We start from the raw sequence: 25,187 nt of genomic DNA, 5'->3' as shown, positions 1-25,187 counted from the left end.
CGTAATGATGATTAACTTACAGCGGACGCAGATGTTTGTTGCGGTGGCAGACACCGGCAGTTTCACTGCGGCAGCTGAGGCGATGGGGCTGACAAAAGCCGTGGTCAGCTTCAATATTCGTCAGCTCGAAGCCGAACTGGGCGTTACCCTGTTGCTGCGATCCACCCGCCGCCTGACGTTAACCGACGCGGGTACCCTTTTTCATCAACGCAGCGTCGCGCTTCTGAAGGATGCAGAACAGTTGCAGGATGATGTCCGCGCGAATCATGCCGGGCTCACCGGGGAGTTGCGGATCACGTCCACGCCTGAGTATGGCTCACAGGTCGTGGTGCCGATGCTGGCAAGGTTCAGCCAGCAGCACCCGGATCTTCGCGTGCGTCATGTTTCGTCGTCACTTCATGCCGACCTTATCTCAGAGCGCTTTGATGTGGCTATCCGATTGGGAACGCTTACCGATTCACGCTATCACGCTGCATTGATCGCGCACTTTTCGATCCTGCCCGTTGCGACACCCGAGTGGCTCGGTACTCATCCGATCGCATCGCTGGCGCAGCTTGCCCATGCGGACTGGATTATCCACGAGCGCTTAACCTCGCCGCTGCGCTGGCAGGTGAAAAATGCCGGTGGTTTGCCCGACACGCTGGAGATAAAAAAAGCGCCGCGCCTGTTTGCCGACAGTGCGCAGGCTCTTATGGCCTTTGCACTCGCCGGAGGTGGAGTGGCATTACTGCCGGAATGGCTGGTGCGCGATGCGCTGGATACGGGAAAACTGGTGCCGGTTTTACCGGAATATACCTTCGCGCGGCAGGGCATTTACGCGGTTTATCCGGATGCCCGGCACGTGCCGGCGAAAGTACGCACCTTTATTGATTTTATGCGCGCCAGCGTGAATTAATCGTGCATCATTTTCTTGATAAGCGCGGAGAACTGCTCCCGCTCGGCCTGACTCAGGCGCCCTAAAAATGCCTCATCTACTTCATTGCTTACCGGCTTGCAGCCTTCAAGCAGGGCTTCGCCTTCTGGTGTCAGGAAGACAAACCGGCGGCGCTTATCGGCGGGGTCATGCTCGCGTTTGACCAGCCCGCGCGCCTCCATGCGGCTCAGCATTTCCGCCAGGGTCGCTTTCGTGCTGACAGCCACTTCGGTCAATGCCACCTGTTCAATGCCCGGATGCTCGGCAACAGAACGCATAACCGCATACTGCGGCTTGGTCAGCTCCGGTAAGGCATGTTGCCACTGCGCGGTATGCTGTTGAAAAAGCTGACGTAACAGGTGGAACGCCTCTTGTCTTAGTTCCATGAACACTCCGACGGAAAAAATCTCCCCCTATGATAGCCGCTAAAGCCCGGGATGATAATGCGGCATTTTTTAGCAATTAGTGTGATCGTATGCGAACGATCTTGTCAGAAAAACGATCCGGGAGTAGTTTACTTATAATGTTCGTACACGAACAAATTAATTGAGGTGATGAATGAGATTGATCGTGGGAATGACGGGGGCGACGGGGGCTCCGCTGGGCGTGGCGCTGCTGCAGGCGCTGCGGGAGATGCCTGAGGTGGAAACGCATCTGGTGATGTCGAAGTGGGCTAAAACCACCATCGAGCTGGAAACGCCTTACACCGCGCAGGACGTTGCTGCGCTGGCTGACGTTGTCCACAGCCCGGCTGACCAGGCCGCCACTATCTCCTCCGGGTCGTTTCGTACCGACGGCATGATCGTTATTCCCTGCAGCATGAAAACGCTGGCGGGGATCCGCGCAGGCTACGCCGAAGGGCTGGTGGGCCGTGCGGCGGATGTGGTGTTGAAAGAGGGGCGCAAGCTGGTGCTGGTTCCCCGCGAAACGCCGCTCAGCACCATCCATCTGGAGAACATGCTGGCGCTTTCCCGAATGGGCGTGGCGATGGTGCCGCCCATGCCTGCGTATTACAACCATCCGCAGACCGCCGATGACATCACCCAGCATATCGTGACCCGCGTGCTCGACCAGTTTGGTCTGGAGCATAAAAAGGCACGCCGCTGGAATGGGCTGCGGGAGGCGAAAGATTTTTCACAGGAGAATAAAAATGGCATTTGATGATTTGAGAAGCTTTCTGCAGGCACTCGATGAGCAAGGGCAACTGCTGAAAATTGAGGAAGAGGTGAATGCGGAGCCGGATCTGGCGGCGGCAGCCAACGCCACCGGTCGCATTGGCGACGGTGCGCCCGCGCTGTGGTTTGACAATATTCGCGGGTTTACCGATGCCCGCGTGGTGATGAACACCATCGGCTCCTGGCAGAACCACGCCATTTCGATGGGGCTGCCTGCGAATACCCCGGTGAAAAAACAGATCGACGAGTTTATCCGCCGCTGGGATAAATTCCCCATCGCACCGGAGCGCCGCGCCAACCCGGCCTGGGCTGAGAATACGGTGGACGGTGAAGACATCAACCTGTTCGACATCCTGCCGCTGTTTCGCCTGAATGACGGAGACGGTGGTTTTTATCTCGACAAAGCGTGCGTTGTTTCGCGCGATCCGCTTGACCCGGATAACTTCGGCAAGCAGAACGTCGGCGTTTATCGCATGGAGGTGAAAGGTAAGCGCAAGCTCGGCCTGCAGCCGGTGCCGATGCACGATATCGCCTTGCATCTGCATAAAGCGGAAGAGCGTGGGGAAGATCTGCCGATTGCAATTACTCTCGGCAACGATCCGATCATCACCCTGATGGGCGCGACGCCGCTGAAATACGATCAGTCAGAATATGAGATGGCGGGTGCTCTGCGCGAAAGCCCATACCCGATTGCCACCGCACCGTTGACCGGCTTCGATGTACCGTGGGGCTCTGAAGTGATCCTGGAAGGGGTGATTGAAGGTCGTAAACGTGAAATCGAAGGGCCGTTTGGAGAGTTTACCGGGCATTATTCCGGTGGCCGTAATATGACGGTGGTACGTATTGATAAAGTTTCTTATCGCACGAAACCGATTTTCGAATCCCTGTACCTCGGTATGCCGTGGACCGAAATTGACTATCTGATGGGCCCAGCCACCTGCGTGCCGTTATACCAGCAGCTGAAAGCCGAATTCCCGGAAGTGCAGGCGGTGAACGCGATGTACACCCACGGTTTGCTGGCGATTATCTCCACCAAAAAGCGTTATGGCGGTTTTGCCCGCGCGGTCGGTTTGCGTGCCATGACTACGCCGCATGGCCTGGGCTACGTGAAGATGGTGATTATGGTGGATGAAGATGTTGACCCGTTCAACCTCCCGCAGGTGATGTGGGCGCTGTCATCGAAGGTCAACCCGGCAGGCGATCTGGTGCAACTGCCGAACATGTCGGTGCTTGAACTCGACCCAGGCTCCAGCCCGGCGGGCATTACCGACAAACTGATTATTGATGCGACGACGCCTGTAGCCCCGGATACCCGAGGCCACTATAGCCAGCCGGTACAGGATCTGCCTGAGACCAAAGCCTGGGCTGAAAAACTGACCGCGATGCTGGCAGCACGTCAATAAGGAGGAAAAGGTGATTTGTCCACGTTGTGCCGATGAACATATTGAAGTGATGGCGACATCACCCGTGAAGGGGGTCTGGACGGTTTATCAGTGCCAGCATTGTCTCTATACCTGGCGCGATACCGAGCCGCTGCGCCGCACCAGCCGTGAACATTATCCGGAAGCGTTTCGTATGACGCAGAAGGATATTGACGAGGCACTGCAGGTGCCGACGATCCCACCGCTGCTGTAAAAAAAGCCGGGTGGCGGCTTCGCCTTACCCGGCCTACAAAACCCGTAGGCCCGGTAAGCGCAGCGCCACCGGGCAATAAAGATCGCAGAGAACTAAACCAGACTCTTCAACCGATAAATCCACTCCAGCGCCTGACGCGGCGTCAGTGAATCCGGGTCGAGATTCTCAAGTGCTTCCACCGCAGGCGACGTCTCTTCCGCAGGCACCAGCAGCGACATCTGCGTGCCATCAATCTGTGTCGCCGCCGCATTCGGTGACAGGCTTTCCAGCTCACGCAGTTTCTGACGCGCGCGCTTAATTACCTCTTTCGGTACGCCAGCCAGCGCCGCGACGGCCAGGCCATAGCTCTTGCTCGCCGCACCGTCCTGCACCGTGTGCATGAAGGCGATGGTATCGCCGTGTTCCAGCGCATCAAGGTGGACGTTAGCCACCCCTTCCATCTTCTCCGGTAGCTGCGTCAGCTCGAAGTAATGGGTGGCGAACAGCGTCATGGCTTTGATTTTGTTCGCGAGGCTTTCAGCGCAGGCCCATGCCAGCGACAGGCCATCGTAGGTTGATGTTCCGCGTCCGACTTCGTCCATCAGCACCAGACTGTGTTCCGTCGCGTTGTGCAGAATGTTAGCCGTTTCGGTCATCTCCACCATAAAGGTTGAGCGACCGCTCGCCAGATCGTCTGCCGCCCCGACGCGGGTAAAGATACGGTCGATAGGGCCAATCTCAACGTGTTGCGCCGGGACGTAGCTGCCGATATAGGCGAGCAGCGCAATCAAAGCGGTCTGGCGCATATAGGTACTTTTACCGCCCATGTTTGGCCCGGTAATGATCAGCATTCTTCGCTGCGGCGAGAGGTTCAGCGGGTTGGCGATGAACGGCTCATTCAGTACCTGCTCGACCACCGGGTGACGGCCTTCAGTGATGCGGATACCGGGCTTGTCGGTAAAGGTCGGACAGGTATAGTTCAGCGTTTCCGCGCGTTCAGCCAGGTTCACCAGCACATCCAGTTCCGCCAGCGCGCTGGCGCTAAGCTGCAGATCGGCCAGGTGTGGCATCAGCATGTCAAACAGCTCTTCATACAGCTGTTTTTCCAGCGCCAGTGCTTTACCTTTCGAGGTGAGCACTTTGTCTTCGTACTCTTTCAGCTCGGGAATAATGTAGCGCTCGGCGTTTTTCAACGTCTGACGACGGACGTAGTGAATTGGTGCCAGATGGCTCTGCCCGCGGCTGATCTGAATATAGTAACCGTGTACCGCGTTATACCCCACTTTCAGGGTGTCGAGCCCAAGACGCTCGCGCTCGCGGATTTCCAGTTTATCAAGATAATCCGTTGCACCGTCGGCCAGCGCACGCCATTCGTCCAGCTCCTCGTTGTAGCCAGGGGCAATGACGCCGCCGTCACGCACCAGAACCGGAGGCGCATCGATAATGGCGCGTTCCAGCAGTTCGCGAAGCTCGGTAAACTCGCCCATCGTTTCACGGAGTTTCTGAACCGGAGCGCTGTCAACGTCGCTCAACTGAGCACGCAGTTCCGGTAACTGCTGGAAAGCATGACGCATACGTGCGAGATCGCGTGGGCGCGCGGTGCGCAATGCCAGACGGGCAAGGATACGCTCGAGATCGCCCACCTGGCGCAGAACGGGCTGCAGCTCGGTGTAACGATCCTGCAATGCGGCAATCGTCTGTTGACGGCAGACAAGCGTATTCGTATCGCGAATGGGCATATGCAGCCAGCGTTTCAGCATACGGCTCCCCATCGGCGTCACCGTGCTGTCGAGGACCGACGCGAGGGTATTTTCTATGCCACCCGCCAGGTTCTGCGTGATCTCCAGGTTGCGGCGCGTGGCGGCATCCATGATGATGCTGTCCTGCTGGCGCTCCATGGTGATAGAACGGATATGCGGCAGGGCGGTGCGTTGGGTGTCTTTCACGTATTGCAGCAGGCAACCTGCTGCACACAGCCCACGCGGCGCATTTTCAACGCCAAAACCGATCAAGTCGCGGGTGCCAAACTGCAGATTCAGCTGCTGGCGCGCGGTATCTATTTCGAATTCCCACAGCGGGCGACGGCGTAAACCTCGGCGACCTTCAATCAGCGCCATCTCGGCGAAATCTTCGGCATAGAGCAGCTCGGCCGGGTTGGTGCGCTGCAATTCGGCAGCCATCGTTTCACGGTCAGCGGGTTCACTCAGACGAAAACGCCCGGAGCTGATGTCCAGTGTGGCATAACCAAACCCTTTGCCGTCCTGCCACAGCGCCGCCAGCAGGTTATCCTGGCGCTCCTGAAGCAGGGCTTCATCACTGATGGTACCTGGCGTGACGATGCGCACGACTTTGCGTTCAACCGGCCCCTTCGACGTCGCCGGATCGCCAATCTGTTCGCAAATGGCGACGGATTCTCCCTGATTGACCAGTTTGGCCAGGTAGTTCTCTACCGCATGGTGCGGGATGCCTGCCATCGGAATGGGCTCACCTGCCGATGCGCCACGTTTGGTCAGCGAAATGTCGAGCAACTGCGATGCACGTTTGGCATCGTCATAAAACAGCTCGTAAAAATCGCCCATACGGTAAAACAGCAGGATTTCCGGATGCTGTGCTTTCAGCTTCAGATACTGCTGCATCATCGGCGTATGTGCGTCGAAATTGTCGATTGTGCTCATGGAGTTATGATATCCATTTCTTTGAAAAGAAACCGTTTTGAGCGGCTCAGTGGCCGTTAGTTCCTGCTATTGTCGCATGAAAAAAAGCGATGTCGCAGAAAAATGTCGCGGCTTTACGACGTGCCTTCCGGCATCAACTCGATGACAATTTTGCCATGTTCCACGCCCACCCTGACCTGGGCGTTGGTAGTAAAGCCCGCCTTTTCAAGCCAGTCCCCTTTTAAGCTCAACGCCGCATGTACGCTGTAACGCTTAGGTATCTTAGTTTTTCGATCCTCGTGACGTTTTCTGAAATATCCCACTTTTAAATGGCGGTAGGGTTTGCCAGTCGCGATCTCTTGCATAGAACCTCCAGACAATACGGACAACGGTCACTCCTGATGCCTGTATAAAATACCCGTGATTTTCAGGAGGTGTAGCATTAATGCTGGAATCAGGCTTCAGAAAACGGAATGCAACAACTGAAATTCAGGGTTTAAAAGAGTAGTATTGATGCATCTTATTAATCGGTAAGTCGCTATGTCCGGTAAACGCATATCACGAGAAAAAGAGACTATCGCGAAAATGATCGCGTTGTTTGAAAAGCAGTGCCCGCAGGCGTCTCGGGAAGAGGGGCATTATCAGGCGCTGAACGCGTATGCCGATAAGCGCCTGGATAAGTGTGTTTTTGGTGAAGAAAAGCCTGCCTGTAAACAGTGTCCGGTACACTGCTACCAGCCCGCAAAGCGGGAAGAGATGAAGCAGATTATGCGCTGGGCGGGGCCACGCATGTTATGGCGTCATCCTGTCCTGACCGTTCGTCATCTGATTGACGATCGTCGTCCGGTGCCGGAATTACCGGAAAAGTATCGCCCGAAAAAGTGAGCCGTTCAGCTTCGCAGTGGTCGGCAAATTACCTGCAGGGCCATGGCGCTGCACAACGGGAAGAGGGCCAGCAGCAGCCAGGGGTATATTGCCTGAGCCGAAGGCACCAGCGCGCGATCCAGCAGACTGCCAAACAACAAATTTCCCGCCAGTACCGCCATCCCTCCGGCGGTGGCGAGAGCACCATAATGCGCCCCCAACGTTGATTCCTCGGCGAACCGCGGAATGAGATCTTTTGCCGAGGGGACCAGCAGCATTTGTCCCAGCGTCAGTAACGTGACAAATAAGACCGACGGCAGCAACCGCAACCAGCCCTCCGGCGGTTCAGTCGCTGCAAACATCGCTACGCTCGCAAAGGCCGTAGAAAGCAGCAAAAAGCCCACCGGCAGGATCCTCACCGCGCCCACGCGGCGGGCAAAGCGTGCCAGCGGCAGCTGTAAGGTAATGATCAGCACGGAGGCGAGCATAAAAAGCGGACCGAGATCTTTCTCGTTACCACCAGATCGCTGGATCTCCACCGGCAGCGCCAGATAAAGCTGGTTGTAGCTTAACAGCCATGAGCTATAGGCAATGATGAAGGCGACGAAGCGAGGCTGGCGGAAGGTTGTCCACCAGGGCTGTATTTTCAGCGTTTGCGAACGGCGGCCAGAAGCAGGAAGGCAGAAGTAGAGCACCACTAACGCAATAATAAAGACCCCTGCACCCGCCAGCGCCACCTGGCGGAAGCCAAGTCCCGTTAACAGGGCGCCAGCAACCGGGCCCAGTACCGCGCCGAGTTCCCCGCAGACTGCAAACAGTGCAAACCACTCCGCCCGGCTTCGTGTCCCTTTCGCCTCACTGTGCGTGCCCGCTTTGGCCAGCAATGCCTCAATCGAAGGGGAAAATAATGCGCCGCCGATGCCCGTCAGACATGCGCCCACAATAATCGGCGAGAGCGATTCCCCGAAGGCCAGCAGCATATAACCTGAAACACGAACAATACAGCCGCTGAGGATAACCACTTTCGCGCCAAACCGGTCCGAGAGGGCACCGCCAACGATAAACATCCCCTGCTGGGAGAAGGTGCGCAGGCCCAGAATCAGCCCGATCAGTCCGCCGGAGAGCAGCATGTCGTCGCGCAGGAATATCGCCAGGAAAGGAACGACGGCGTAAAAGCCAATGTTGAAAACAAACTGACTACCCAGTAAGACGGGCGGCCAGAGCGTGGCGGCTGGGCGAAGGAGCATTGTGATTTACGCGCCCCTAAACGATAAAGTGGATGTGCTTTTTGCCATGGAACGGCGAGATCTCAATTTTGGTTTTGACCCGGAAAACATCCCACAGCAACGACTCGGATAAGATGTCCTGAGGTGTCCCCGTCGCCACAATTTGCCCCTTCTGCATCACAATCAGCGAGTCGCAGAACATCGAGGCGTGGTTGAGATCGTGGATAGCGACAATGCTGGTGACCGGTAATTCGCTGATCAACTGCATCAGCTGCATCTGATGATGAATGTCCAGGTGGTTGGTCGGTTCGTCCAGCAGGATTTCCGTTGGGGTCTGGGCCAGCGCGCGGGCAATGTGCACCCGCTGGCGCTCTCCGCCGGAGAGGCTCAGCCAGCCCTGGTCGCTTTTATCCAGCATATCCACGCGTTGCAATGCCGCCGTGACGGTCTCGTCATCGTGCGTGCTCCAGTTGGAAAAAGCGGAGTGGTGCGGAATTCGTCCAAGTTTCACCACGTCGCGCACGCGCATGTTGGCGTCGGTCATCCCGTGCTGCTCAACGAACGCTACCCGGCGGGCAAGCTGCTTTTTGGCGATGCGGGAGATGCCCTGCCCGTCCAGCGTCACGCGGCCCGCATCCGGGCGACGCAGTCCCGCGAGGATACGCAAAAGAGACGATTTTCCGCAGCCGTTTGGGCCCAGCAGGCCGACGGTTTCCCCCCGGGAGACCTTCAGCGAGACGTCATTGACGATCGCCTTTTTGCCGACCTTCCAGGTAATATTTTCAGCGCAGATACTCATCACTTATTCCTTGAACGGTAAATAATCACGGCAAAGAAGGGAACGCCCACCAGTGCGGTCACTACGCCGACGGGCAGGCTTTGCGGCGCAATCAGCATGCGTGAGGCAATGTCTGCCAGCACCATCAGGATCGCCCCGGCCAGCGCGCTGGCAATGAGCAGCGTGCGATGCAAAGGTCCGAACAGGAAACGCATGACGTGCGGAACCACCAGCCCCACAAAGCCGATGGAGCCTGCCATACTGACGATGGTCGCGGTAATCAGTGCGGTCGTGATAAATAACGCCAGGCGTACCCAGGGAACGGCAATCCCCAGCGATGCGGCAGCGTCGTCACCGAACGTAAAGGCATCCAGCGCCCGGGAATAGTAGAGGCAAACGGCTAACCCCAGCAGGAGCACCACCAGTACCAGCTGGAATTCCGGCCAGCGTACGCCGCTGAAGCTGCCCAGCAGCCAGAACATGACATCTCGCGCCTGCTGTGCGCTGGCTGACGTGCTGATAGTGTAGGCGGTAATGGCATTGAACAACTGCGAAGCCGCAACGCCTGCCAGAATAGTGCGTTCATTGCCGCCGCGTGCGCCGTTTGTCAGAAAAGCGACAAATGCAAAGGCGGCGAAGGCACCCGCGAAGGCCCCAGCTGAGAGCGAAACGGCTCCCGTTCCCACACCCAGCACCACGACGGAAACCGCTCCGGTTGAGGCCCCCGCAGACACGCCGAGAACATAGGGTTCCGCCAGCGCGTTCTTCAACAGACTTTGCAGGACGGCACCGCAGATGGCTAGCCCGGCGCCACAGCAGGCAGCAACCAGCGCACGGCTCAGGCGAAAGTCCCAGATAACGCTCTCATAGATGCGGTTGAGCGGAACCTCGGTGAGCCCCATTTTATTGCTGATAGCATAAAACACGTTATCCAGCGGGATGGACAGTTCACCGACGCTGACGCCAAGGGCGATGACCAGAAACAACAGTACAATGGCAAGCAGAGCAGACGTGGTCAGGAACAGGCCCTGGCGGGCCTGAAGTACAGCGGCTGTCATCAGTTCAGCCCCAGTTTTCTGAGCTGTTCACCCACCTGTTCAGCACCGTAAATTGTACGAATCGTTGGGTTCATCGCCTGGCCGTCCATCACCACGATATGGCCTTTTTTGACGGCATCAAGCTGGCTGACGGCAGGATCGTTTTTCAGGAATTTGATTTTTTCTTCCGCGTTATCCAGCGCCCAGCGGTTACGGTCCAGACTGGAGACCACAATCACATCCGGATTAGCGGCAATAATGCTTTCCCAGCCCACGGTTGGCCATTCGGTTTCAGATGTAATGGCGTTGTGCCCGCCCAGCACGTTGGCAATAAATCCGGAGGCGCTGTTTTTACCGCCGACGTAAGCATCAGCCGAAGGAGAGGAGCTTGAGAACCAGAAAACAAAGGAGAGGTCCTTTTTGTTTTTACCAAACTCCTGGCGCAGGTCAGCCTCACGTTTTTTGAAATCGGCAATGACGGCCTGGCCGCGATCTTCCACGTTAAAGATTTTGGCAAAATCCTCAATCTCCTTATAGAGATAGGTCATGTCCCACAGCTTCTGGCGGCTGCCGTACATATCTCCTGTGGCTTTTTTGGTCGCGCACATGCCCGGTGAGACGTAGCTATTCACACCGACGGTCGCCAAATCTTCACGTTTTGCGACCTTACTCTCAGGCCCAAGTAACAGAGGAAGCTGGGCAGGTACAAAATCAGGATTTTGCGCAAGGATAGATTCAAGCGTAGGGATTTCTACCGTCAGGGTTTTGATTTTTGCGTTCTGTTCAGCCAGCTGCGGCAGCACTTTGGTCGGCCAGAAGGCGCTGGCCTTCACCTTATCCTGCAGGCCGAGCAGGAGCAAAATTTCGACGGTATTCTGACCCAGGGCCACGACGCGTTCCGGCGCTTTGGTGAAGGTCTCTTTATAACCACAGTTTTCAATGGTCAGAGGATATGTGGTTGCCAGAGCAGAACTGACCGACGCAATCGCCAGGCCCAACGCGCAGATGACCTTTTTCATTAAACGCTACCCTTCATTAAAATTATTTTTTGATGCAAATGAAACTCATTATTAAGGCGGAATTTTATACAGAGGAAACGATTTTGTGTCAATGAGGGACAATTGCGCAGGGTGACAAAAGGCGGTGCCAGAATAACACCGCCAGATTGCGGACTTACAGCAGGTTCTCTTTATCAATCCCGAGGCGCTTCATGCGCGACAGCAGGGTCGTGCGTTTTAAGCCTAAACGCTGGGCAGCCCCTTTCGGGCCGGCAACCACGCCGTTCGTCTCTTTCAGCACGCGCATAATGAGCTGATATTCATCTTCTCCCTCTTTTGCGATCTCGGCTGCGGTCACGGTCGTTTCAGGCAGAGAAACCTCCCGCAGGGAGAGTTGCAGCACATTGCCACGCGTGAGCAGCACCGCACGCTCAATGACGTTTTCCAGTTCGCGGACGTTACCCGGCCACTCCATCGACGAGAGGGTGCGTAGCGTTTCGGCAGGAATACTGTCAATATTTCGCCCCATTCGGCGGGCGATCTTCGCGGTAAAGGCTTTTACCAGCAGGGGGATATCTTCCGGACGTTCGCGCAGCGGGGGCAGGCAGATCGGGAAGACGTTCAGGCGATAGTAGAGATCGCTTCTGAATTCGCGGTCGGCGACCATTTTTTTCAGGTCGCGGTTGGTGGCGGCAATCAGCCGCACGTCAGTCTGGATAAGCTTGTTGCTGCCAAGGCGCTCAAACTCCTGCTCCTGCAAGACGCGCAGCAGTTTAGGCTGCAACTCCAGCGGCATATCGCCCACTTCGTCGAGGAACAGCGAGCTTTTATCGGCCATTTCAAAACGCCCCAGGCGCTGGCTGCTGGCCCCGGTAAATGCGCCGCGCTCGTGGCCGAAGAGGTCACTTTCCAGCAGGCCCGCAGGCATCGCCGCGCAGTTCATCTTCACCATCCGGCGGCTGTTGCGATTGCTCAGGTTGTGGATGGCTCTGGCAATCAGCTCTTTACCCGTGCCGGTTTCACCCAAAATCAGCACCGTGCTGTCGCTCTGCGCCACCATTTCCACCTGCTTGAGGACGCTGTACATCGCATCGCTGCGCCCGATGATTTCGCCAAACTCGCTGTCCACATTATTAAGCTGCTCGGTCAGGGCCAGGTTCTCGTCCACCAGCCGCTCTTTCAGGCGATGGATCTCCTGATAGGCGAGGGCGTTATCCAGCGCGATGGAGATACGCTCGGCAATCTGACGCAGCAGCTTCAGGTTGGCGGTGGTAAACACGGCTTCATCACACTGCGCCAGTTTCAGCACGCCAAGCATGGTGTTGCCGGACAACAGCGGTAGCAGGCACAGGGTCTGGATCTTATTGCCCCAGGTGTTAAACAGCATTCGCTCATACGGCGCCACCGGATCCTGTTCGCTCAGGTTAAGCAGGAGGATCTCTTTGCTTTTGAATACCCGTTCAGAAAGGGTGCCCGCTTCATCCACTTCACTTTGCTCATGCGCCGGGTTGGCTTCATCGAGATAGTGCGTGGAATAGATATTAAGCTTGCCCTTACGATGCCCCCGCAGCGCAATACTGATAGCGTCGATTTTGAAATAGTGGTGGATCTCTTTTGAGACTTCGCTGACCAGCTCATCCATATCGAGACGTGACAGCACGGCGTTAGTGATTGCCACCAGGATGCGGAAGTTATCGCGCTCGCGGCTCAGCAGGTCGTAATCCACGTTATTGGTGACGCGACTTTGGATCTGCTCTGCCACCACGGCCACAATCTGGGTAAAGGTGTGCAGACGCTCGTACTCCGCTTCGCTCCAGGGCCGGTCGGTCGTGCGGATGAACTCGCAGCCGCCAAAGATATGGCCCTCCGCCGCCAGCGGCAGCATGCTGTAGTGGCCAAAAGGCTGATAGAGGTTGCTCCCGGCAAGCCGCGGCCACGCCATCCTGAACTCCTCAAAATTGCAGTGCAGGGCTTCCGGACGGGAGAGAATGCGGCGCACCGGACCATGCGCCAGATACGTTTCATCTTCGTATTCAAACGTTTTGCCATTATCACGCGTTGAGTAGTAGCTTGCGCGTTGCGTTCCGCTATGCCATAGCACAATTGCGGCGCTGTCTGCCAGGGCTGATTGCCTGACCAGTCGCGTCAAAGCATCGCTTAGCGCGCTGAGATCGGGCTGCTGTAAAAGTGTGCGCGTGATATCAAACAGGCCCTGCTGTCCAAGATCGCTCATCGGTGTATACGGCATTATTGCTTTCCAATTGAAACTGGCAGAAAAGAGACATTCAGTGCTGACCGCTTATGGCGCGGTTCTAGCAAATTCGGGGTAACGGTTCAGCGTGCGGCAGATCCAGTGTGCGCTTCACGCCGTAAAGCCCGGTCAGGCGCACCCCTTTGCGCTCAACCACTTCCCCAATGATGGCGGCATCTTTCCCTAATGGATGCGACCGCAGCCCGGCCAGGACAGATTCCGCCGCTGCGCGTTCAACGCCGATCACCAGCTTGCCTTCGTTCGCAAAGTTGAGGGGATCAAGCCCTAGCAGCTCGCACAGCCCGCGTACGGCGGGTTTGACAGGCAGACCACGCTCGGTCAGTTCAATCCCGCACCCGCAGCTTACGGCGAACTCGTGGACGACGGCATTCACGCCGCCACGGGTGGCGTCGCGCAGGGCTTTCACACCAGGAATGGCGCGCAGCGTCTGAATAAGCGGGGTAAGCACCGCACAGTCGCTACGCAGTTCGCCGTCCAGCCCTAACCCTTCGCGCAGATTAAGAATCGTCGCGCCATGGCATCCCAGCGTGCCGCTCACCAGCAGAACGTCGCCCACGCTAAGTTGCTGTGCGCCCCAGTGGATGTCGGCGGGGATCGCGCCCATCCCGGCGGTGTTAATAAACAGTTTGTCGGCGGCGCCGCGCTGAACCACTTTGGTATCGCCGGTGACGACAGCGATCCCCGCCTCGCGCGCCGTCTGTGCCATGCTGTTGACCACCGCCGTGAGCGTCTCCATCGGCAGCCCCTCTTCAAGGATAAACCCGCAGGAGAGGTAGCGTGGAATGGCGCCGCTGACGGCAACGTCGTTGGCCGTGCCGCAGATGGCGAGCTTGCCGATATCACCGCCCGGGAAAAACAGCGGGTCAATGACGTAGCTGTCGGTGGAGAACGCCAGCCTGTCGCCCTGGGCAGTGAGTGTCGAGAGCGCGATGCGCGCCTGGTCTTCCTGCTCGGCGAGCCAGGGGTTGTTAAAAGCCTCCATAAACAGCCGGTTAATCAACTGCTGCATCGCCTGCCCACCGCTTCCGTGCGCCATTTCCACCGTGTTCATGCTTCACACTCCTGGTTGCGATATTGATACCACGCGGCGCATGCCCCTTCGGAGGAGACCATCAGCGCGCCAAACGCGGTTTGCGGGTTACAGGTGTTGCCAAATAACGGGCATTGATGAGGTTTACACTTACCGGTGAGCACGTCGCCACAGCGAGAACGGGGATCGTCGCACACCTGCTGCGGCTGCGGGCGGAAATGTGTTTCTGCATCAAACGCGCGATAGGCTGGCGTGAGGCGCACGCCGGATTCGGCAATCAGCCCCAGACCGCGCCACTCGCTGTCTCCTTCAACGCTAAACACGTCGGCAATGGCCTGCTGGGCCCGTTCATTCCCCGCATCGGGCACCACGCGGCGGTACTGGTTTTCGACCGCACTCAGGGCCGCTATTTTCTGCTCAACCAGCATGGTCACACCTTGCAGTAGATCAAGTGGCTCGAAACCAGCGACCACTAACGGACGATTGTACTGTTCAGAGATGAAACCGTAGGCGTCTGTGCCAATCACCATGCTGACGTGTCCCGGCGCCAGAAAGGCGTCGATACCGTTATCCGGCTCCTCCAGCAGGCTGCGCAGCGTGGGAATGAGCGTGATGTGCTGACAGAAAAAGAAAAAATTAGTGACGTTGCGGGCTTTGGCCTGCTGCAGCGTAATGGCCGTCGCGGGCATAGTGGTTTCAAAACCCAGCCCAAAAAAGACGACGTTGCGCTCAGGGTTATCCCTCGCCAGCGTCAGGGCATCCATTGGCGAGTAGACGATCCGCACGTCCGCGCCGCGCGCTTTCGCCTGCAGCAGCGAGCCATTTTTCCCCGGCACGCGCATCGCATCGCCAAAGGTACAGAAAATGACGTCAGGCTGGCTGGCAATTTCAATACAGCTGTCGATGCGGCCCATTGGCAAAACGCAGACCGGGCAGCCGGGGCCGTGGATAAACTCGATGTTATCTGGCAGTAGCTGGTCGAGGCCAAATTTGAAGATGGCGTGCGTGTGTCCGCCGCATACCTCCATGATCCGCAGCGGCCTTTCTTTCGTGTTGTTCAGCAGAGCCGCCCGTGTTTTCAGGTGCCCGATAAGCTGCAGTACCTGTTCTGGCGCGCGGTATTCATCAACGTAACGCATGTGCTACCGCTCCTCGCCGTACAGCAGGGCGCCCACGTCAGGCTCCACGTCAAACATGTTTTGCAGCGCATCCAGCGTGTCGCGGGCTTCCGCTTCGTTGATCACGCTCATTGCAAAGCCAACATGGACCAGCACCCACTGGCCGAGACGTGACGCGCCGGTTTCATCGGTACTGCCCACCAGCGTCAGATCCACATCGCGCAATATACCGCAGACCTCCACCCTGGCCTGGTTACCGTCGATTGCCTGAATTTGTCCGGGTACGCCTATGCACATCGTTCGCTCTCCAGCCAGTTTAGCCATGCGTCCATGCCGTCGCCGCGCGTGGCGGAGACCAGCACGATCGCAATCTCCGGATTCACTTCGCGGGCATACGCCAGGCATTTCTCCACGTCGAAATTCAGGTACGGCAGCAGGTCGACTTTGTTCAGCAACATCAGGGAGGCGGCGGCAAACATATGCGGGTACTTCAGCGGCTTGTCTTCCCCTTCGGTGACGGAGAGCACCGCGACTTTGTGGCGCTCGCCGAGGTCAAAGCTCGCCGGGCACACGAGGTTACCGACGTTTTCAATAAACAGGATGCCGCTCTCTTCAAGCGGCAAACGCGGTGCGGCATCGGCAATCATCTGCGCATCCAGATGGCAGCCTTTGCCCGTGTTGACCTGAATCGCCGGGGTGCCGGTTTCACGAATGCGCGCGGCATCGTTTACCGTCTGCTGATCGCCCTCGATCACCGCGCAAGAGACGCGTTTGTTCAGGCGCTTGAGTGTTTCTGTTAACAGCGTGGTTTTGCCTGAACCCGGGCTGGAGACCAGGTTCAGCACCAGCTGTTTGCGGGCGGCAAAGCGCGCGCGATTGCGGGCCGCGAGCTGGTTATTTTTGTCGAGCACGTTGATCTCGACGTCCAGCATCTGCCGCTGGCTCATGCCCGGCGCATGAGTGCCCGCTTCGCCCTGGCCGTAGTGCAGGTCGCCCGCGTCAGAGCGTTGCGGCGCAAAGGTAATGCCGGTCAGAACTGCCGCAGGACGCGGGGCAGGGGAAAAGGGCGCGGAGCGAAACGCGGAGTGGGGGCGGTGTTCGTCCCCTTCTATATACAGGTTGCCTTCGGCGCAACCGCAGGTACTACACATACATTACTCCTTCTCGATTTCGAGGCGTTGGATCTGCATACCGTCATCCGCCACGATCCGCAGCCCGGTACGCTGGCACTGCGGACAGCGCTGAACCTTTGAGGAGAGCAGCGTGACGTACTGCTGACAGTGCTCGCACCAGCACTCCGCCTGCTGCTCGTCGATATGCAGCCCGCAGCCTTCCGCCAGCGTGCCGCGGCATACCAGCTCAAAACAGAAGGTCAGGGCGCTGGTCTCGACGCAGGAAAATGCCCCGATCTTCAGCCAGACGCCGGTGACGCGTTTCGCGTGGTTTTGCACTGCCTGCTGTTCGATAAGTTCAAGCGCTCGCTGGCAGAGGGTGATTTCGTGCATGACGCCTCCTCAATGAATTGCCCCGGTAATGCAATAACAGTGCCAGCCTGGATTTTGTCAGGGCGTGACGATGTCAATGCTGTCGAAATGACACGTCGACACCGCCGCGTTGACAGCAGCTTTGAAACAAAAACCAAATAAAATCAGTAAATTAAAAACTGGCACGGAATCTGCTTAATAGCCGCTATCTCCATTAACCGGATACCTTTTATGACTATTTGGGAAATCAGCGAAAAAGCGGATTACATCGCGCAGCGCCACCAGCAGCTACAGGAGCAGTGGCACCTCTACTGCAACTCTCTGGTTCAGGGGATCACCCTGTCAAAAGCGCGTCTGCATCATGCGATGAGTTGTGCGGCGCAAGGCGATATGCGCTTTGTCCTCTTCGGCCACTTCACGGTCTTTGTCACCCTGGCAGACAGCTTTAACAGCCACACCATTGAGTACTACGTCGAGAACAAAGAGGGTGAAAAACAGTGTATTGCGCAAGCGCAACTGATGGCTGACGGCATGGTCGATGGCTACGTCAGCAACCGCGATCGCCAGCAGGTGCTTGAACACTATCTGGAAAAAATCGCGCCGGTTTACAACGGGCTTTATCACGCGGTTGAACACGACTTACCGGTCGACCTGAAACAGCTGATCGCCGGAAACCCTTCCGCAAACGTTGCCTGAGAACCGAGTGTCGAAAAGTGTCGAGAAGACAGCTTTTCGTCGTCAAAAATGACCATCACCTGAGGATTGCCCGGTGAACCGTTTTGTAATTGCTGACTCGACGGTCTGTATTGGCTGTCGAACCTGTGAGGCGGCGTGTTCGGAAACCCACCGCCTGCACGGGCTGCAGTCCATGCCGCGCCTTCGCGTCATGCGTAATGAAAAAGAGTCTGCTCCGCAGCTCTGCCACCACTGTGAAGATGCCCCCTGCGCGGGTGTTTGTCCGGTGAATGCCATCACCCGCGTTGATGGCGCGGTCCAGCTGAACGAAAGCCTGTGCGTCAGCTGCAAGCTGTGCGGCATTGCCTGCCCGTTCGGCGCCATTGAATTTTCCGGCAGCCGTCCGCTGCACATTCCGGCCAATGCCAACTCCCCGAAAGCGCCGCCCGCGCCACCGGCTCCGGCACGCGTAAGTACGCTACTGGACTGGGTTCCCGGCATCCGCGCCGTGGCGGTGAAGTGTGACCTGTGCAGCTTTGATGAACAGGGACCGGCCTGCGTGCGGACCTGTCCGACCAAGGCGCTCATTCTGGTTAACATCCGCGATATCGCCCGTACCAGCAAACGCAAGCGCGAGCTGACCATTAATACTGACATCGGCGATCTTTCACTTCTGCAGGCGCTTAACGAGGGGGCGAAATGAACGCGATAGACATGATTAACAGCGCCGTAGCGTACTTTGCGGCCGCCGCCGTGCTGGCGCTGCTCTTCTCTTTCCATAAAATCCTGAGCGGCTGGATAGCCGGTATCGGCGGGGCGCTCGGCAGCCTGATGACGCTCGCGGCAGGCGGTGTCGTTTTGCTGGGGGGGCAATCCACAGAGGCCGTGATGCCGCTGATTCGTCACAGCGTTGAGATTACGCCGCTGAATGCCATCTGGCTGGTGACGTTCGGTCTGTGCGGGCTGTTTGTCAGCCTGTTCAATATCGACTGGCACCGCCACCAGCACACCAGAGCTAATGGTCTGCTGGTAAACCTGCTCATGGCGACGGCGGTCTGCACCGTTATCGCCAGCAATCTTGGCGCGCTGGTGGTGATGGCCGAAATTATGGCCCTGTGCGGCGTGTTCCTGACGGGCTGTAGCGCCTCCGGCAAGCTGTGGTTTGCCCTCGGTCGCCTCGGCACGCTGCTGCTGGCGCTGGCCAGCTGGCTGGTGTGGCAACGCTTTGGCACGCTGGATTTCTCTGCGCTCAACGGCCATCCGCTGGGGAATGACGTCTGGCTGCTGGGCGTTGTGGGCTTTGGCCTCCTCGCCGGGATCATCCCGCTGCACGGCTGGGTGCCGCAGGCGCATGCCAATGCCTCCGCGCCCGCCGCCGCGCTGTTCTCTGTGGTGGTGATGAAAGTGGGTTTGTTCGGGATTTTGGTACTCACGCTGACCAGCGGGCAACCGCCGCTGTGGTGGGGTGTCGTGCTGCTGCTGGCCGGGATGATCTCCGCGTTCGTGGGTGGCCTGTACGCGCTGATGGAGCACAACATCCAGCGTTTGCTGGCGTACCACACGCTCGAAAATATCGGCATTATCCTGCTCGGTCTTGGCGCGGGCGTCACCGGTCTGGCGCTGAATCAGCCCGCGTTGATTGCCGCCGGATTTATCGGTGGTCTGTATCACCTCGTCAACCACAGCCTGTTTAAAAGCACCCTGTTCCTCGGCGCGGGCAGCGTCTGGTTCCGCACCGGTCATCGGGATATCGAAAAGCTCGGCGGCATTGGCAAAAAGATGCCGGTGATTTCCCTGGCGATGCTGGTGGGGCTGATGGCGATGGCCGCGCTGCCGCCACTGAACGGTTTTGCCGGCGAGTGGGTGATCTACCAGTCTTTCTTCGCGCTTGGTCAGAGCGATGCGTTTATCGGCCGTTTGCTGGGCCCTATGTTGGCGGTCGGCCTGGCGATTACCGGGGCGCTGGCGGTGATGTGTATGGCGAAAGTCTACGGCGTTACCTTCCTTGGCGCACCGCGCACGCGTGAGGCTGAAAATGCCTGCTGTGCACCGGTATTGATGGCCACCAGCGTGGTTGCGCTGGCGCTGTGCTGCATCGCGGGTGGGGTTGCCGCGCCGTGGCTGCTGCCGCTGCTCGGAAACGCTATTCCGTTGCCGCTTGAGACGGCACAAACCACCGTTTCCCAACCGATGATAGCCCTGCTGCTGATTGCCTCTCCGCTGCTGCCGTTCGTGCTAATGCTGTTCTTTAAACGCGATCGACTCGCCTCCCGTGCGCGCGGCGCAGCCTGGGCCTGCGGCTACAAACACGAGCAGTCAATGGTCATCACCGCCCACGGTTTCGCCATGCCGGTAAAAGAGAACTTCGCCGCCGTGCTGAAGCTGCGCCACTGGCTCAACCCGCAGGGTTGGGTTCCGGGCTGGCAGAGTGCTGCCGCGCCCGCACTGTTCCGCCGTCTGGCGCTGATTGAGCTGTCGGTGCTGGTGGTCATTGTGATTTCACGAGGAGCCTGACATGAGTCTGTTACTGGCAATTCTTCAGGCGCTGGTGCTGTTTGCCGTTGCGCCGCTGCTCTCGGGCATCACGCGCGTGGCGCGCGCCCGGATGCACAACCGTCGCGGGCCTGGCGTGCTCCAGGAGTACCGCGATCTCTTCAAGCTGCTCTCTCGCCAGAGCGTGGCGCCCGATGCCGCAGGCTGGGTCTTTCGCCTGACGCCGTTTGTGATGGTTGGCGTGATGCTCACCATCGCCACCGCGCTGCCCGTCGTCACGGTGGGCTCACCGCTGCCTGCGCTCGGCGATCTGATCACGCTTATCTACCTCTTCGCCATCGCCCGTTTCTTCTTTGCGATTGCGGGTCTGGACACCGGGAGTCCGTTTACCGGCCTCGGTGCCAGCCGCGAGGCGATGCTGGGTGTGCTGGTTGAGCCGATCCTGCTGCTGGGGCTGTGGGTCGCCGCGCAGGTCGCAGGCTCCACCCATATCAGCTTTATCACCCATACCGTTTATCACTGGCCGATAAGCCGCTCCATTCCGCTGGTGCTGGCACTCTGCGCCTGCGCGTTCGCCACGTTTATTGAGATGGGCAAACTGCCGTTCGATCTCGCGGAAGCCGAGCAGGAATTACAGGAGGGGCCACTCACCGAATACAGCGGCTACGGCTTTGCGGTACTGAAGTGGGGGATCAGCCTCAAGCAGCTGGTGGTGTTGCAGATGTTTGTCGGCGTCTTCTTCCCGTGGGGGCAGATGACGCACTTTTCCGCGGGCGGCCTGGTGCTGACCGTCGTGGTTGCTGCGATCAAGCTGCTTATCGGCGTGCTGGTGATTGCGCTGTTCGAGAACAGCATGGCGCGTCTGCGTTTTGTGGCGACCTCGCGCATCACCTGGGCCGGTTTTGGTTTTGCATTTTTAGCGTTCGTCTCCTTGCTGGTGGCGTGATTAAAGAGAGTGTTTATGTCTGAAGAAAAGAAAGGTCAGCAGTATCTCGCCGCGTTGCACCAGGCTTTCCCCGGCGTGGTGCTGGAAGAGTCCTGGCAAACCAAAGACCAGATCACCGTCACCATAAAAGTGAACTACCTGCCGGAGGTGGTGGAGTTTCTTTACTACCAGCAGGGCGGCTGGCTGTCGGTGCTGTTCGGTAACGACGAGCGCCAGCTGTGCGGCAATTACGCCGTGTACTACGTGATGTCGATGGAGCAGGGCGAGAAGTGCTGGCTGACCGTGCGCGTCGAAGTCGATCCGAATAAGCCGGAATATCCGTCCGTTACGCCGCGGGTGCCTGCTGCCGTCTGGGGCGAACGCGAAGTGCGCGACATGTACGGCCTGGTGCCGGTCGGCCTGCCGGACGAGCGCCGTCTGGTGCTGCCGGACGACTGGCCGGATGAACTCTATCCGCTGCGTAAAGACAGCATGGACTACCGTCAGCGCCCGGCGCCGACCACCGACAGCGAAACCTACGAGTTCATTAACGAGCTGGGCAGTAAAAAGAACAACGTGGTGCCGATTGGCCCGCTGCACGTCACCTCCGACGAACCGGGCCACTTTCGCCTGTTCGTCGACGGCGAAAACATTATCGACGCCGATTACCGCCTCTTCTACGTCCATCGCGGCATGGAAAAGCTGGCGGAAACCCGCATGGGCTACAACGAAGTGACGTTCCTTTCTGACCGCGTGTGCGGCATCTGCGGCTTTGCCCACAGCACCGCTTACACCACGTCGGTAGAGAACGGCATGGGGATCGTGGTGCCGGAACGTGTGCAGATGATCCGCGCCATTCTGCTGGAGGTGGAACGTCTGCACTCGCACCTGCTAAACCTCGGCCTGGCCTGCCACTTCGTCGGTTTTGACTCCGGGTTTATGCAGTTCTTCCGCGTGCGTGAGGCGTCGATGAAGATGGCGGAGATCCTCACCGGGGCGCGTAAAACCTACGGGCTGAACCTGATCGGCGGGATCCGCCGCGACCTGCTGAAAGATGACATGATCCAGACCCGTCAGCTGGCGCAGCAGATGCGCCGGGACGTGCAGGAGCTGGTGGATATGCTGCTCAGCACGCCAAACATCGAGCAGCGCACCGTAGGGATTGGCCGTCTTGATCCGGAAATTGCCCGCGACTTCAGCAACGTCGGCCCGATGGTGCGCGCCAGCGGCCACGCCCGCGACACCCGCGCCGATCACCCGTTCGTCGGCTACGGCCTGCTGCCCATGACCGTGCACAGCGAGCAGGGCTGCGACGTCATCTCACGTCTGAAAGTCCGCATTAACGAGGTGTTCACTGCCCTGAACATGATCGACTTCGGCCTCGATAACCTGCCGGGCGGTCCGCTGATGGTGGAGGGCTTCACCTACATCCCGAACCGCTTCGCGCTCGGCTTTGCAGAAGCGCCGCGCGGGGACGATATCCACTGGAGCATGACTGGCGACAACCAGAAGCTCTACCGCTGGCGCTGCCGTGCGGCGACCTACGCCAACTGGCCAACGCTGCGCTACATGCTGCGCGGCAATACGGTCTCCGATGCGCCGCTGATCATCGGTAGTCTCGACCCGTGTTACTCCTGCACCGACCGCATGACCGTGGTGGACGTGCGCAAGAAGAAAAGTCAGGTGGTGCCGTACAAAGAGCTTGAGCGCTACAGCATCGAGCGTAAGAACTCGCCGCTGAAATAAGGACTCGTCATGTTTACCTTTATCAAAAAAGTGATCAAAACCGGCACGCAGACCAGCCGTTATCCGCTGGAGCCGATGCCGGTCGATAAAAACTTTCGCGGCAAGCCGGAGCACAACCCGCAGCAGTGCATAGGCTGCGCGGCCTGCGTCAATGCCTGCCCGTCGAATGCCCTGACGGTGGAAACGGATCTCAAAACCGGCGAACTGGCCTGGCAGTTTAACCTCGGACGCTGCATTTTCTGCGGCCGCTGCGAGGAAGTTTGCCCGACGGTCGCCATTCGCCTGTCGCAGGAGTACGAGCTGGCAGTGTGGAAGAAAGCCGATTTCCTCCAGCAGTCGCGTTTCGCGCTGTGTCACTGCCGCGTCTGCAAGCGTCCGTTCGCCGTGCAAAAAGAGATCGACTACGCCATCGCGCTGCTGCAGCACAACGGTGACGTCCGGGCGGAACATCACCGTGAAAGTTTTGAAACCTGCCCGGAGTGCAAGCGTCAGAAATGCCTGCTGCCGTCCGACCGGATTGATATCACCCGCCATATGAGAGAGGCCAGCTGATGGAACACTTACTCGGCCCGCGCGACGACAATGGCATGCCGGTGCCAATGACGGTGGAGGAATCCATTGCCAGCATGAAGGCGTCGCTGCTGAAAAAAATCAAACGTTCGGCCTACGTCTACCGCGTGGACTGCGGCGGCTGTAACGGCTGCGAGATCGAGATCTTCGCTACGCTGTCGCCGCTGTTTGACGCTGAACGCTTCGGTATCAAAGTGGTGCCGTCTCCGCGCCATGCGGATATTCTGCTGTTTACCGGGGCGGTCACCCGTGCCATGCGCTCGCCCGCGCTGCGTGCCTGGCAGTCTGCGCCAGACCCGAAAATCTGCATCTCCTACGGTGCCTGCGGCAACAGCGGCGGCATCTTCCACGATCTCTACTGCGTCTGGGGCGGCACCGACAAAATCGTACCGGTGGATGTTTACATTCCGGGCTGCCCGCCGACGCCTGCCGCCACGCTGTACGGCTTTGCGATGGCGCTTGGCCTGCTGGAGCAGAAAATCCACGCCCGTGAACCGGGCGAGCGCGACAACCAGCCCGCGATGCTCCTCCATCCGGATATGGTGCAGCCGCTGCGGGTGAAGGTCGACCGCACGGCGCGCAGGCTGGCGGGCTACCGTTATGGTCGTCAGATTGCCGACGATTATCTGCGTTTGCTGAGTCAGGGCGAGCAGCAGGTAGCCCGCTGGCTGGAGGCGGAAAACGATCCGCGTCTGAATGAGATTGTGGCGAACCTGAACAGCATTGTGGACGAGGCGCGTATCCGATGAGTGAAACGGTGGTGTTCAGTCAACTGAGCCGTAAGTTTATTGATGAGAACGATGCCACGCCGGATGCGGCGCAGCAGGTGGTCTATTACAGCCTGGCGATTGGGCATCACCTCGGGGTGATTGACTGTCTGGAGGCCGCGCTGAGCTGCCCCTGGCCTGAGTACCTGGCGTGGATCGCCACGCTGGAGGAGGGCAGCACGGCGCGGCGTAAAATGGAAGGCGTGCCAAAGTACGGTGAGATCGTCATCGATGCCAACCACATTGCGATGCTCGCCAACGCCTTTGATGCGGCGCTGAGCAGGCAATCCGCCGAACAGCAGGCGTGGAGCAAAACGTTGCTCAGCATGCTGCATGATATTCATCAGGAGAGTGCCATCTACCTGATGGTGAGGAGATTACGTGACTGACGTTTTACTGTGTGTCGGCAACAGCATGATGGGCGACGACGGCGCGGGCCCGCTGCTGGCAGAGATGTGCGCCGCGAACCCTCAGGGCAACTGGGTGGTGATTGACGGCGGTAGCGCGCCAGAAAATGACGTGGTCGCCATCCGCGAGCTGCGCCCGGAGAGGCTGCTGATTGTCGATGCTACCGATATGGGGCTCAACCCCGGAGAGATCCGACTCATTGACCCGGACGACATTGCCGGGATGTTTATGATGACGACCCACAATATGCCGCTGAATTACCTCGTGGATCAGATCAAGGACGACGTGGGCGAGGTGCTTTTCCTGGGGATTCAGCCGGACATTGTTGGGTTTTATTACCCGATGACGCCGCCGGTAAAAGAGGCGGTGGAAGTGGTTTATTCACGGCTTGAAGGGTGGGTTGGGGACGGGGGGTTTTCTCCGCTCTGAGCAGTGCCGGG

27 protein-coding genes are annotated in these 25,187 nt (G+C 58.4%); 14 read left to right on the top strand and 13 right to left on the bottom strand.

Annotated elements, in window-relative coordinates; all coding sequences use genetic code 11:
* Nucleotides 1–7 precede the first annotated feature (7 nt).
* Nucleotides 8–895 (top strand): LysR family transcriptional regulator, encoded by an 888-nt coding sequence (locus ACOTY9_RS12005; protein ID WP_096218284.1) that lies wholly within the window; start codon nucleotides 8–10, stop codon nucleotides 893–895.
* On the opposite strand, the gene ACOTY9_RS12000 is transcribed toward ACOTY9_RS12005, so the two are convergent.
* Nucleotides 892–1,299 carry a MarR family winged helix-turn-helix transcriptional regulator gene (locus ACOTY9_RS12000; RefSeq protein WP_023331181.1) on the bottom strand — a complete coding sequence of 136 codons (408 nt, stop codon included), beginning with the start codon at nucleotides 1,297–1,299 and terminating at the stop codon, nucleotides 892–894. The genes ACOTY9_RS12005 and ACOTY9_RS12000 overlap by 4 nt on opposite strands.
* A gap of 172 nt (nucleotides 1,300–1,471) precedes the next feature.
* On the opposite strand from ACOTY9_RS12000, the gene ACOTY9_RS11995 reads away from it, so the two are divergent.
* The 3 genes from ACOTY9_RS11995 to ACOTY9_RS11985 are packed head-to-tail and all read left to right on the top strand — an operon-like array spanning nucleotide 1,472 to nucleotide 3,723.
* Entirely contained in the window at nucleotides 1,472–2,074 is a 603-nt protein-coding gene (locus ACOTY9_RS11995) for a non-oxidative hydroxyarylic acid decarboxylases subunit B (RefSeq protein WP_014885021.1), read from the top strand.
* Nucleotides 2,064–3,491, top strand: coding sequence for a non-oxidative hydroxyarylic acid decarboxylases subunit C (locus tag ACOTY9_RS11990; protein WP_348565876.1), 1,428 nt, complete (start codon nucleotides 2,064–2,066; stop codon nucleotides 3,489–3,491). Before ACOTY9_RS11995 ends, ACOTY9_RS11990 begins: the two co-directional genes overlap by 11 nt.
* 10 nt (nucleotides 3,492–3,501) lie before the next feature.
* Nucleotides 3,502–3,723 (top strand): non-oxidative hydroxyarylic acid decarboxylases subunit D, encoded by a 222-nt coding sequence (locus ACOTY9_RS11985; protein ID WP_348565875.1) that lies wholly within the window; start codon nucleotides 3,502–3,504, stop codon nucleotides 3,721–3,723.
* 92 nt (nucleotides 3,724–3,815) lie between these two features.
* Here the strand turns inward: ACOTY9_RS11985 and mutS are convergent, their stop codons facing one another.
* Nucleotides 3,816–6,377, bottom strand: a complete 2,562-nt coding sequence (gene mutS, locus ACOTY9_RS11980) for a DNA mismatch repair protein MutS (protein WP_023331179.1) — start codon at nucleotides 6,375–6,377, stop codon at nucleotides 3,816–3,818.
* A 113-nt stretch (nucleotides 6,378–6,490) separates the two neighbouring features.
* Complete coding sequence (locus ACOTY9_RS11975) at nucleotides 6,491–6,721, bottom strand: SymE family type I addiction module toxin (protein WP_014885018.1); 231 nt, start codon at nucleotides 6,719–6,721, stop codon at nucleotides 6,491–6,493.
* Nucleotides 6,722–6,896: 175 nt separating this feature from the next.
* Between ACOTY9_RS11975 and ACOTY9_RS11970 the strand changes: the two genes are divergently transcribed.
* On the top strand, nucleotides 6,897–7,241 hold the full coding sequence (locus ACOTY9_RS11970) for a nitrous oxide-stimulated promoter family protein (RefSeq protein ID WP_014885017.1): 345 nt from the start codon (nucleotides 6,897–6,899) through the stop codon (nucleotides 7,239–7,241).
* Nucleotides 7,242–7,246: 5 nt separating this feature from the next.
* On the opposite strand, the gene ACOTY9_RS11965 is transcribed toward ACOTY9_RS11970, so the two are convergent.
* The 10 genes from ACOTY9_RS11965 to hypA form a co-directional block, all read right to left on the bottom strand.
* A complete protein-coding gene (locus tag ACOTY9_RS11965; protein WP_248217118.1) occupies nucleotides 7,247–8,467 on the bottom strand; it encodes an MDR family MFS transporter in 1,221 nt (406 codons plus the stop codon).
* 16 nt (nucleotides 8,468–8,483) lie between these two features.
* Nucleotides 8,484–9,245: an ABC transporter ATP-binding protein gene (locus ACOTY9_RS11960; protein WP_348565874.1), complete on the bottom strand. Its 762-nt coding sequence runs from the start codon at nucleotides 9,243–9,245 to the stop codon at nucleotides 8,484–8,486.
* Nucleotides 9,245–10,282 carry a FecCD family ABC transporter permease gene (locus ACOTY9_RS11955; RefSeq protein WP_348565873.1) on the bottom strand — a complete coding sequence of 346 codons (1,038 nt, stop codon included), beginning with the start codon at nucleotides 10,280–10,282 and terminating at the stop codon, nucleotides 9,245–9,247. The genes ACOTY9_RS11960 and ACOTY9_RS11955 overlap by 1 nt, the downstream gene beginning before the upstream one ends.
* On the bottom strand, nucleotides 10,282–11,280 hold the full coding sequence (locus ACOTY9_RS11950) for an ABC transporter substrate-binding protein (protein WP_023331175.1): 999 nt from the start codon (nucleotides 11,278–11,280) through the stop codon (nucleotides 10,282–10,284). The genes ACOTY9_RS11955 and ACOTY9_RS11950 overlap by 1 nt, the downstream gene beginning before the upstream one ends.
* Nucleotides 11,281–11,434: 154 nt before the next feature.
* Complete coding sequence (gene flhA / locus ACOTY9_RS11945) at nucleotides 11,435–13,507, bottom strand: formate hydrogenlyase transcriptional activator FlhA (RefSeq protein WP_421637366.1); 2,073 nt, start codon at nucleotides 13,505–13,507, stop codon at nucleotides 11,435–11,437.
* A gap of 64 nt (nucleotides 13,508–13,571) precedes the next feature.
* Nucleotides 13,572–14,582: a hydrogenase expression/formation protein HypE gene (gene hypE, locus ACOTY9_RS11940; RefSeq protein WP_014885011.1), complete on the bottom strand. Its 1,011-nt coding sequence runs from the start codon at nucleotides 14,580–14,582 to the stop codon at nucleotides 13,572–13,574.
* Complete coding sequence (gene hypD / locus ACOTY9_RS11935) at nucleotides 14,579–15,700, bottom strand: hydrogenase formation protein HypD (protein ID WP_023331172.1); 1,122 nt, start codon at nucleotides 15,698–15,700, stop codon at nucleotides 14,579–14,581. Before hypD ends, hypE begins: the two co-directional genes overlap by 4 nt.
* A 3-nt stretch (nucleotides 15,701–15,703) precedes the next feature.
* Nucleotides 15,704–15,976 (bottom strand): HypC/HybG/HupF family hydrogenase formation chaperone, encoded by a 273-nt coding sequence (locus ACOTY9_RS11930; RefSeq protein ID WP_014885010.1) that lies wholly within the window; start codon nucleotides 15,974–15,976, stop codon nucleotides 15,704–15,706.
* Complete coding sequence (gene hypB, locus ACOTY9_RS11925) at nucleotides 15,967–16,830, bottom strand: hydrogenase nickel incorporation protein HypB (RefSeq protein WP_088127233.1); 864 nt, start codon at nucleotides 16,828–16,830, stop codon at nucleotides 15,967–15,969. The genes ACOTY9_RS11930 and hypB overlap by 10 nt, the downstream gene beginning before the upstream one ends.
* 3 nt (nucleotides 16,831–16,833) lie before the next feature.
* Nucleotides 16,834–17,184 (bottom strand): hydrogenase maturation nickel metallochaperone HypA, encoded by a 351-nt coding sequence (gene hypA, locus ACOTY9_RS11920; RefSeq protein WP_348565871.1) that lies wholly within the window; start codon nucleotides 17,182–17,184, stop codon nucleotides 16,834–16,836.
* Nucleotides 17,185–17,394: 210 nt separating this feature from the next.
* Here hypA and hycA point away from each other — a divergent pair, with 210 nt between their 5' ends.
* From hycA to hycI, 9 genes are all read left to right on the top strand, one after another.
* Nucleotides 17,395–17,859 (top strand): formate hydrogenlyase regulator HycA, encoded by a 465-nt coding sequence (hycA, locus tag ACOTY9_RS11915; RefSeq protein ID WP_014885007.1) that lies wholly within the window; start codon nucleotides 17,395–17,397, stop codon nucleotides 17,857–17,859.
* Nucleotides 17,860–17,932: 73 nt separating this feature from the next.
* Nucleotides 17,933–18,541 (top strand): 4Fe-4S dicluster domain-containing protein, encoded by a 609-nt coding sequence (locus ACOTY9_RS11910; protein WP_047027321.1) that lies wholly within the window; start codon nucleotides 17,933–17,935, stop codon nucleotides 18,539–18,541.
* Nucleotides 18,538–20,352, top strand: a complete 1,815-nt coding sequence (gene hycC / locus ACOTY9_RS11905) for a formate hydrogenlyase subunit 3 (protein ID WP_348565870.1) — start codon at nucleotides 18,538–18,540, stop codon at nucleotides 20,350–20,352. Before ACOTY9_RS11910 ends, hycC begins: the two co-directional genes overlap by 4 nt.
* Before the next feature lies 1 nt (nucleotide 20,353).
* Nucleotides 20,354–21,277, top strand: a complete 924-nt coding sequence (locus ACOTY9_RS11900) for a respiratory chain complex I subunit 1 family protein (protein ID WP_348565869.1) — start codon at nucleotides 20,354–20,356, stop codon at nucleotides 21,275–21,277.
* Between the two features lie 15 nt (nucleotides 21,278–21,292).
* Complete coding sequence (gene hycE, locus ACOTY9_RS11895; protein WP_421637365.1) at nucleotides 21,293–23,002, top strand: formate hydrogenlyase subunit HycE; 1,710 nt, start codon at nucleotides 21,293–21,295, stop codon at nucleotides 23,000–23,002.
* Nucleotides 23,003–23,011: 9 nt separating this feature from the next.
* Nucleotides 23,012–23,554 (top strand): formate hydrogenlyase complex iron-sulfur subunit, encoded by a 543-nt coding sequence (locus tag ACOTY9_RS11890; protein WP_014885002.1) that lies wholly within the window; start codon nucleotides 23,012–23,014, stop codon nucleotides 23,552–23,554.
* Nucleotides 23,554–24,321: an NADH-quinone oxidoreductase subunit B family protein gene (locus ACOTY9_RS11885; RefSeq protein ID WP_193970328.1), complete on the top strand. Its 768-nt coding sequence runs from the start codon at nucleotides 23,554–23,556 to the stop codon at nucleotides 24,319–24,321. The genes ACOTY9_RS11890 and ACOTY9_RS11885 overlap by 1 nt, the downstream gene beginning before the upstream one ends.
* Nucleotides 24,318–24,728 (top strand): formate hydrogenlyase maturation HycH family protein, encoded by a 411-nt coding sequence (locus ACOTY9_RS11880; RefSeq protein ID WP_032635702.1) that lies wholly within the window; start codon nucleotides 24,318–24,320, stop codon nucleotides 24,726–24,728. The genes ACOTY9_RS11885 and ACOTY9_RS11880 overlap by 4 nt, the downstream gene beginning before the upstream one ends.
* Entirely contained in the window at nucleotides 24,721–25,176 is a 456-nt protein-coding gene (hycI, locus tag ACOTY9_RS11875) for a hydrogenase maturation peptidase HycI (RefSeq protein WP_014884999.1), read from the top strand. The genes ACOTY9_RS11880 and hycI overlap by 8 nt, the downstream gene beginning before the upstream one ends.
* The last annotated feature ends 11 nt before the right edge of the window (nucleotides 25,177–25,187 follow it).

The sequence above is a fragment of the Enterobacter cloacae complex sp. SHL012 genome (assembly GCF_049237505.1).
Taxonomy (GTDB): Bacteria; Pseudomonadota; Gammaproteobacteria; order Enterobacterales; family Enterobacteriaceae; genus Enterobacter; species Enterobacter kobei.
Note: the sequence above shows the minus strand (reverse complement) of the source record. Positions and strands in the feature narration are given on the sequence as shown.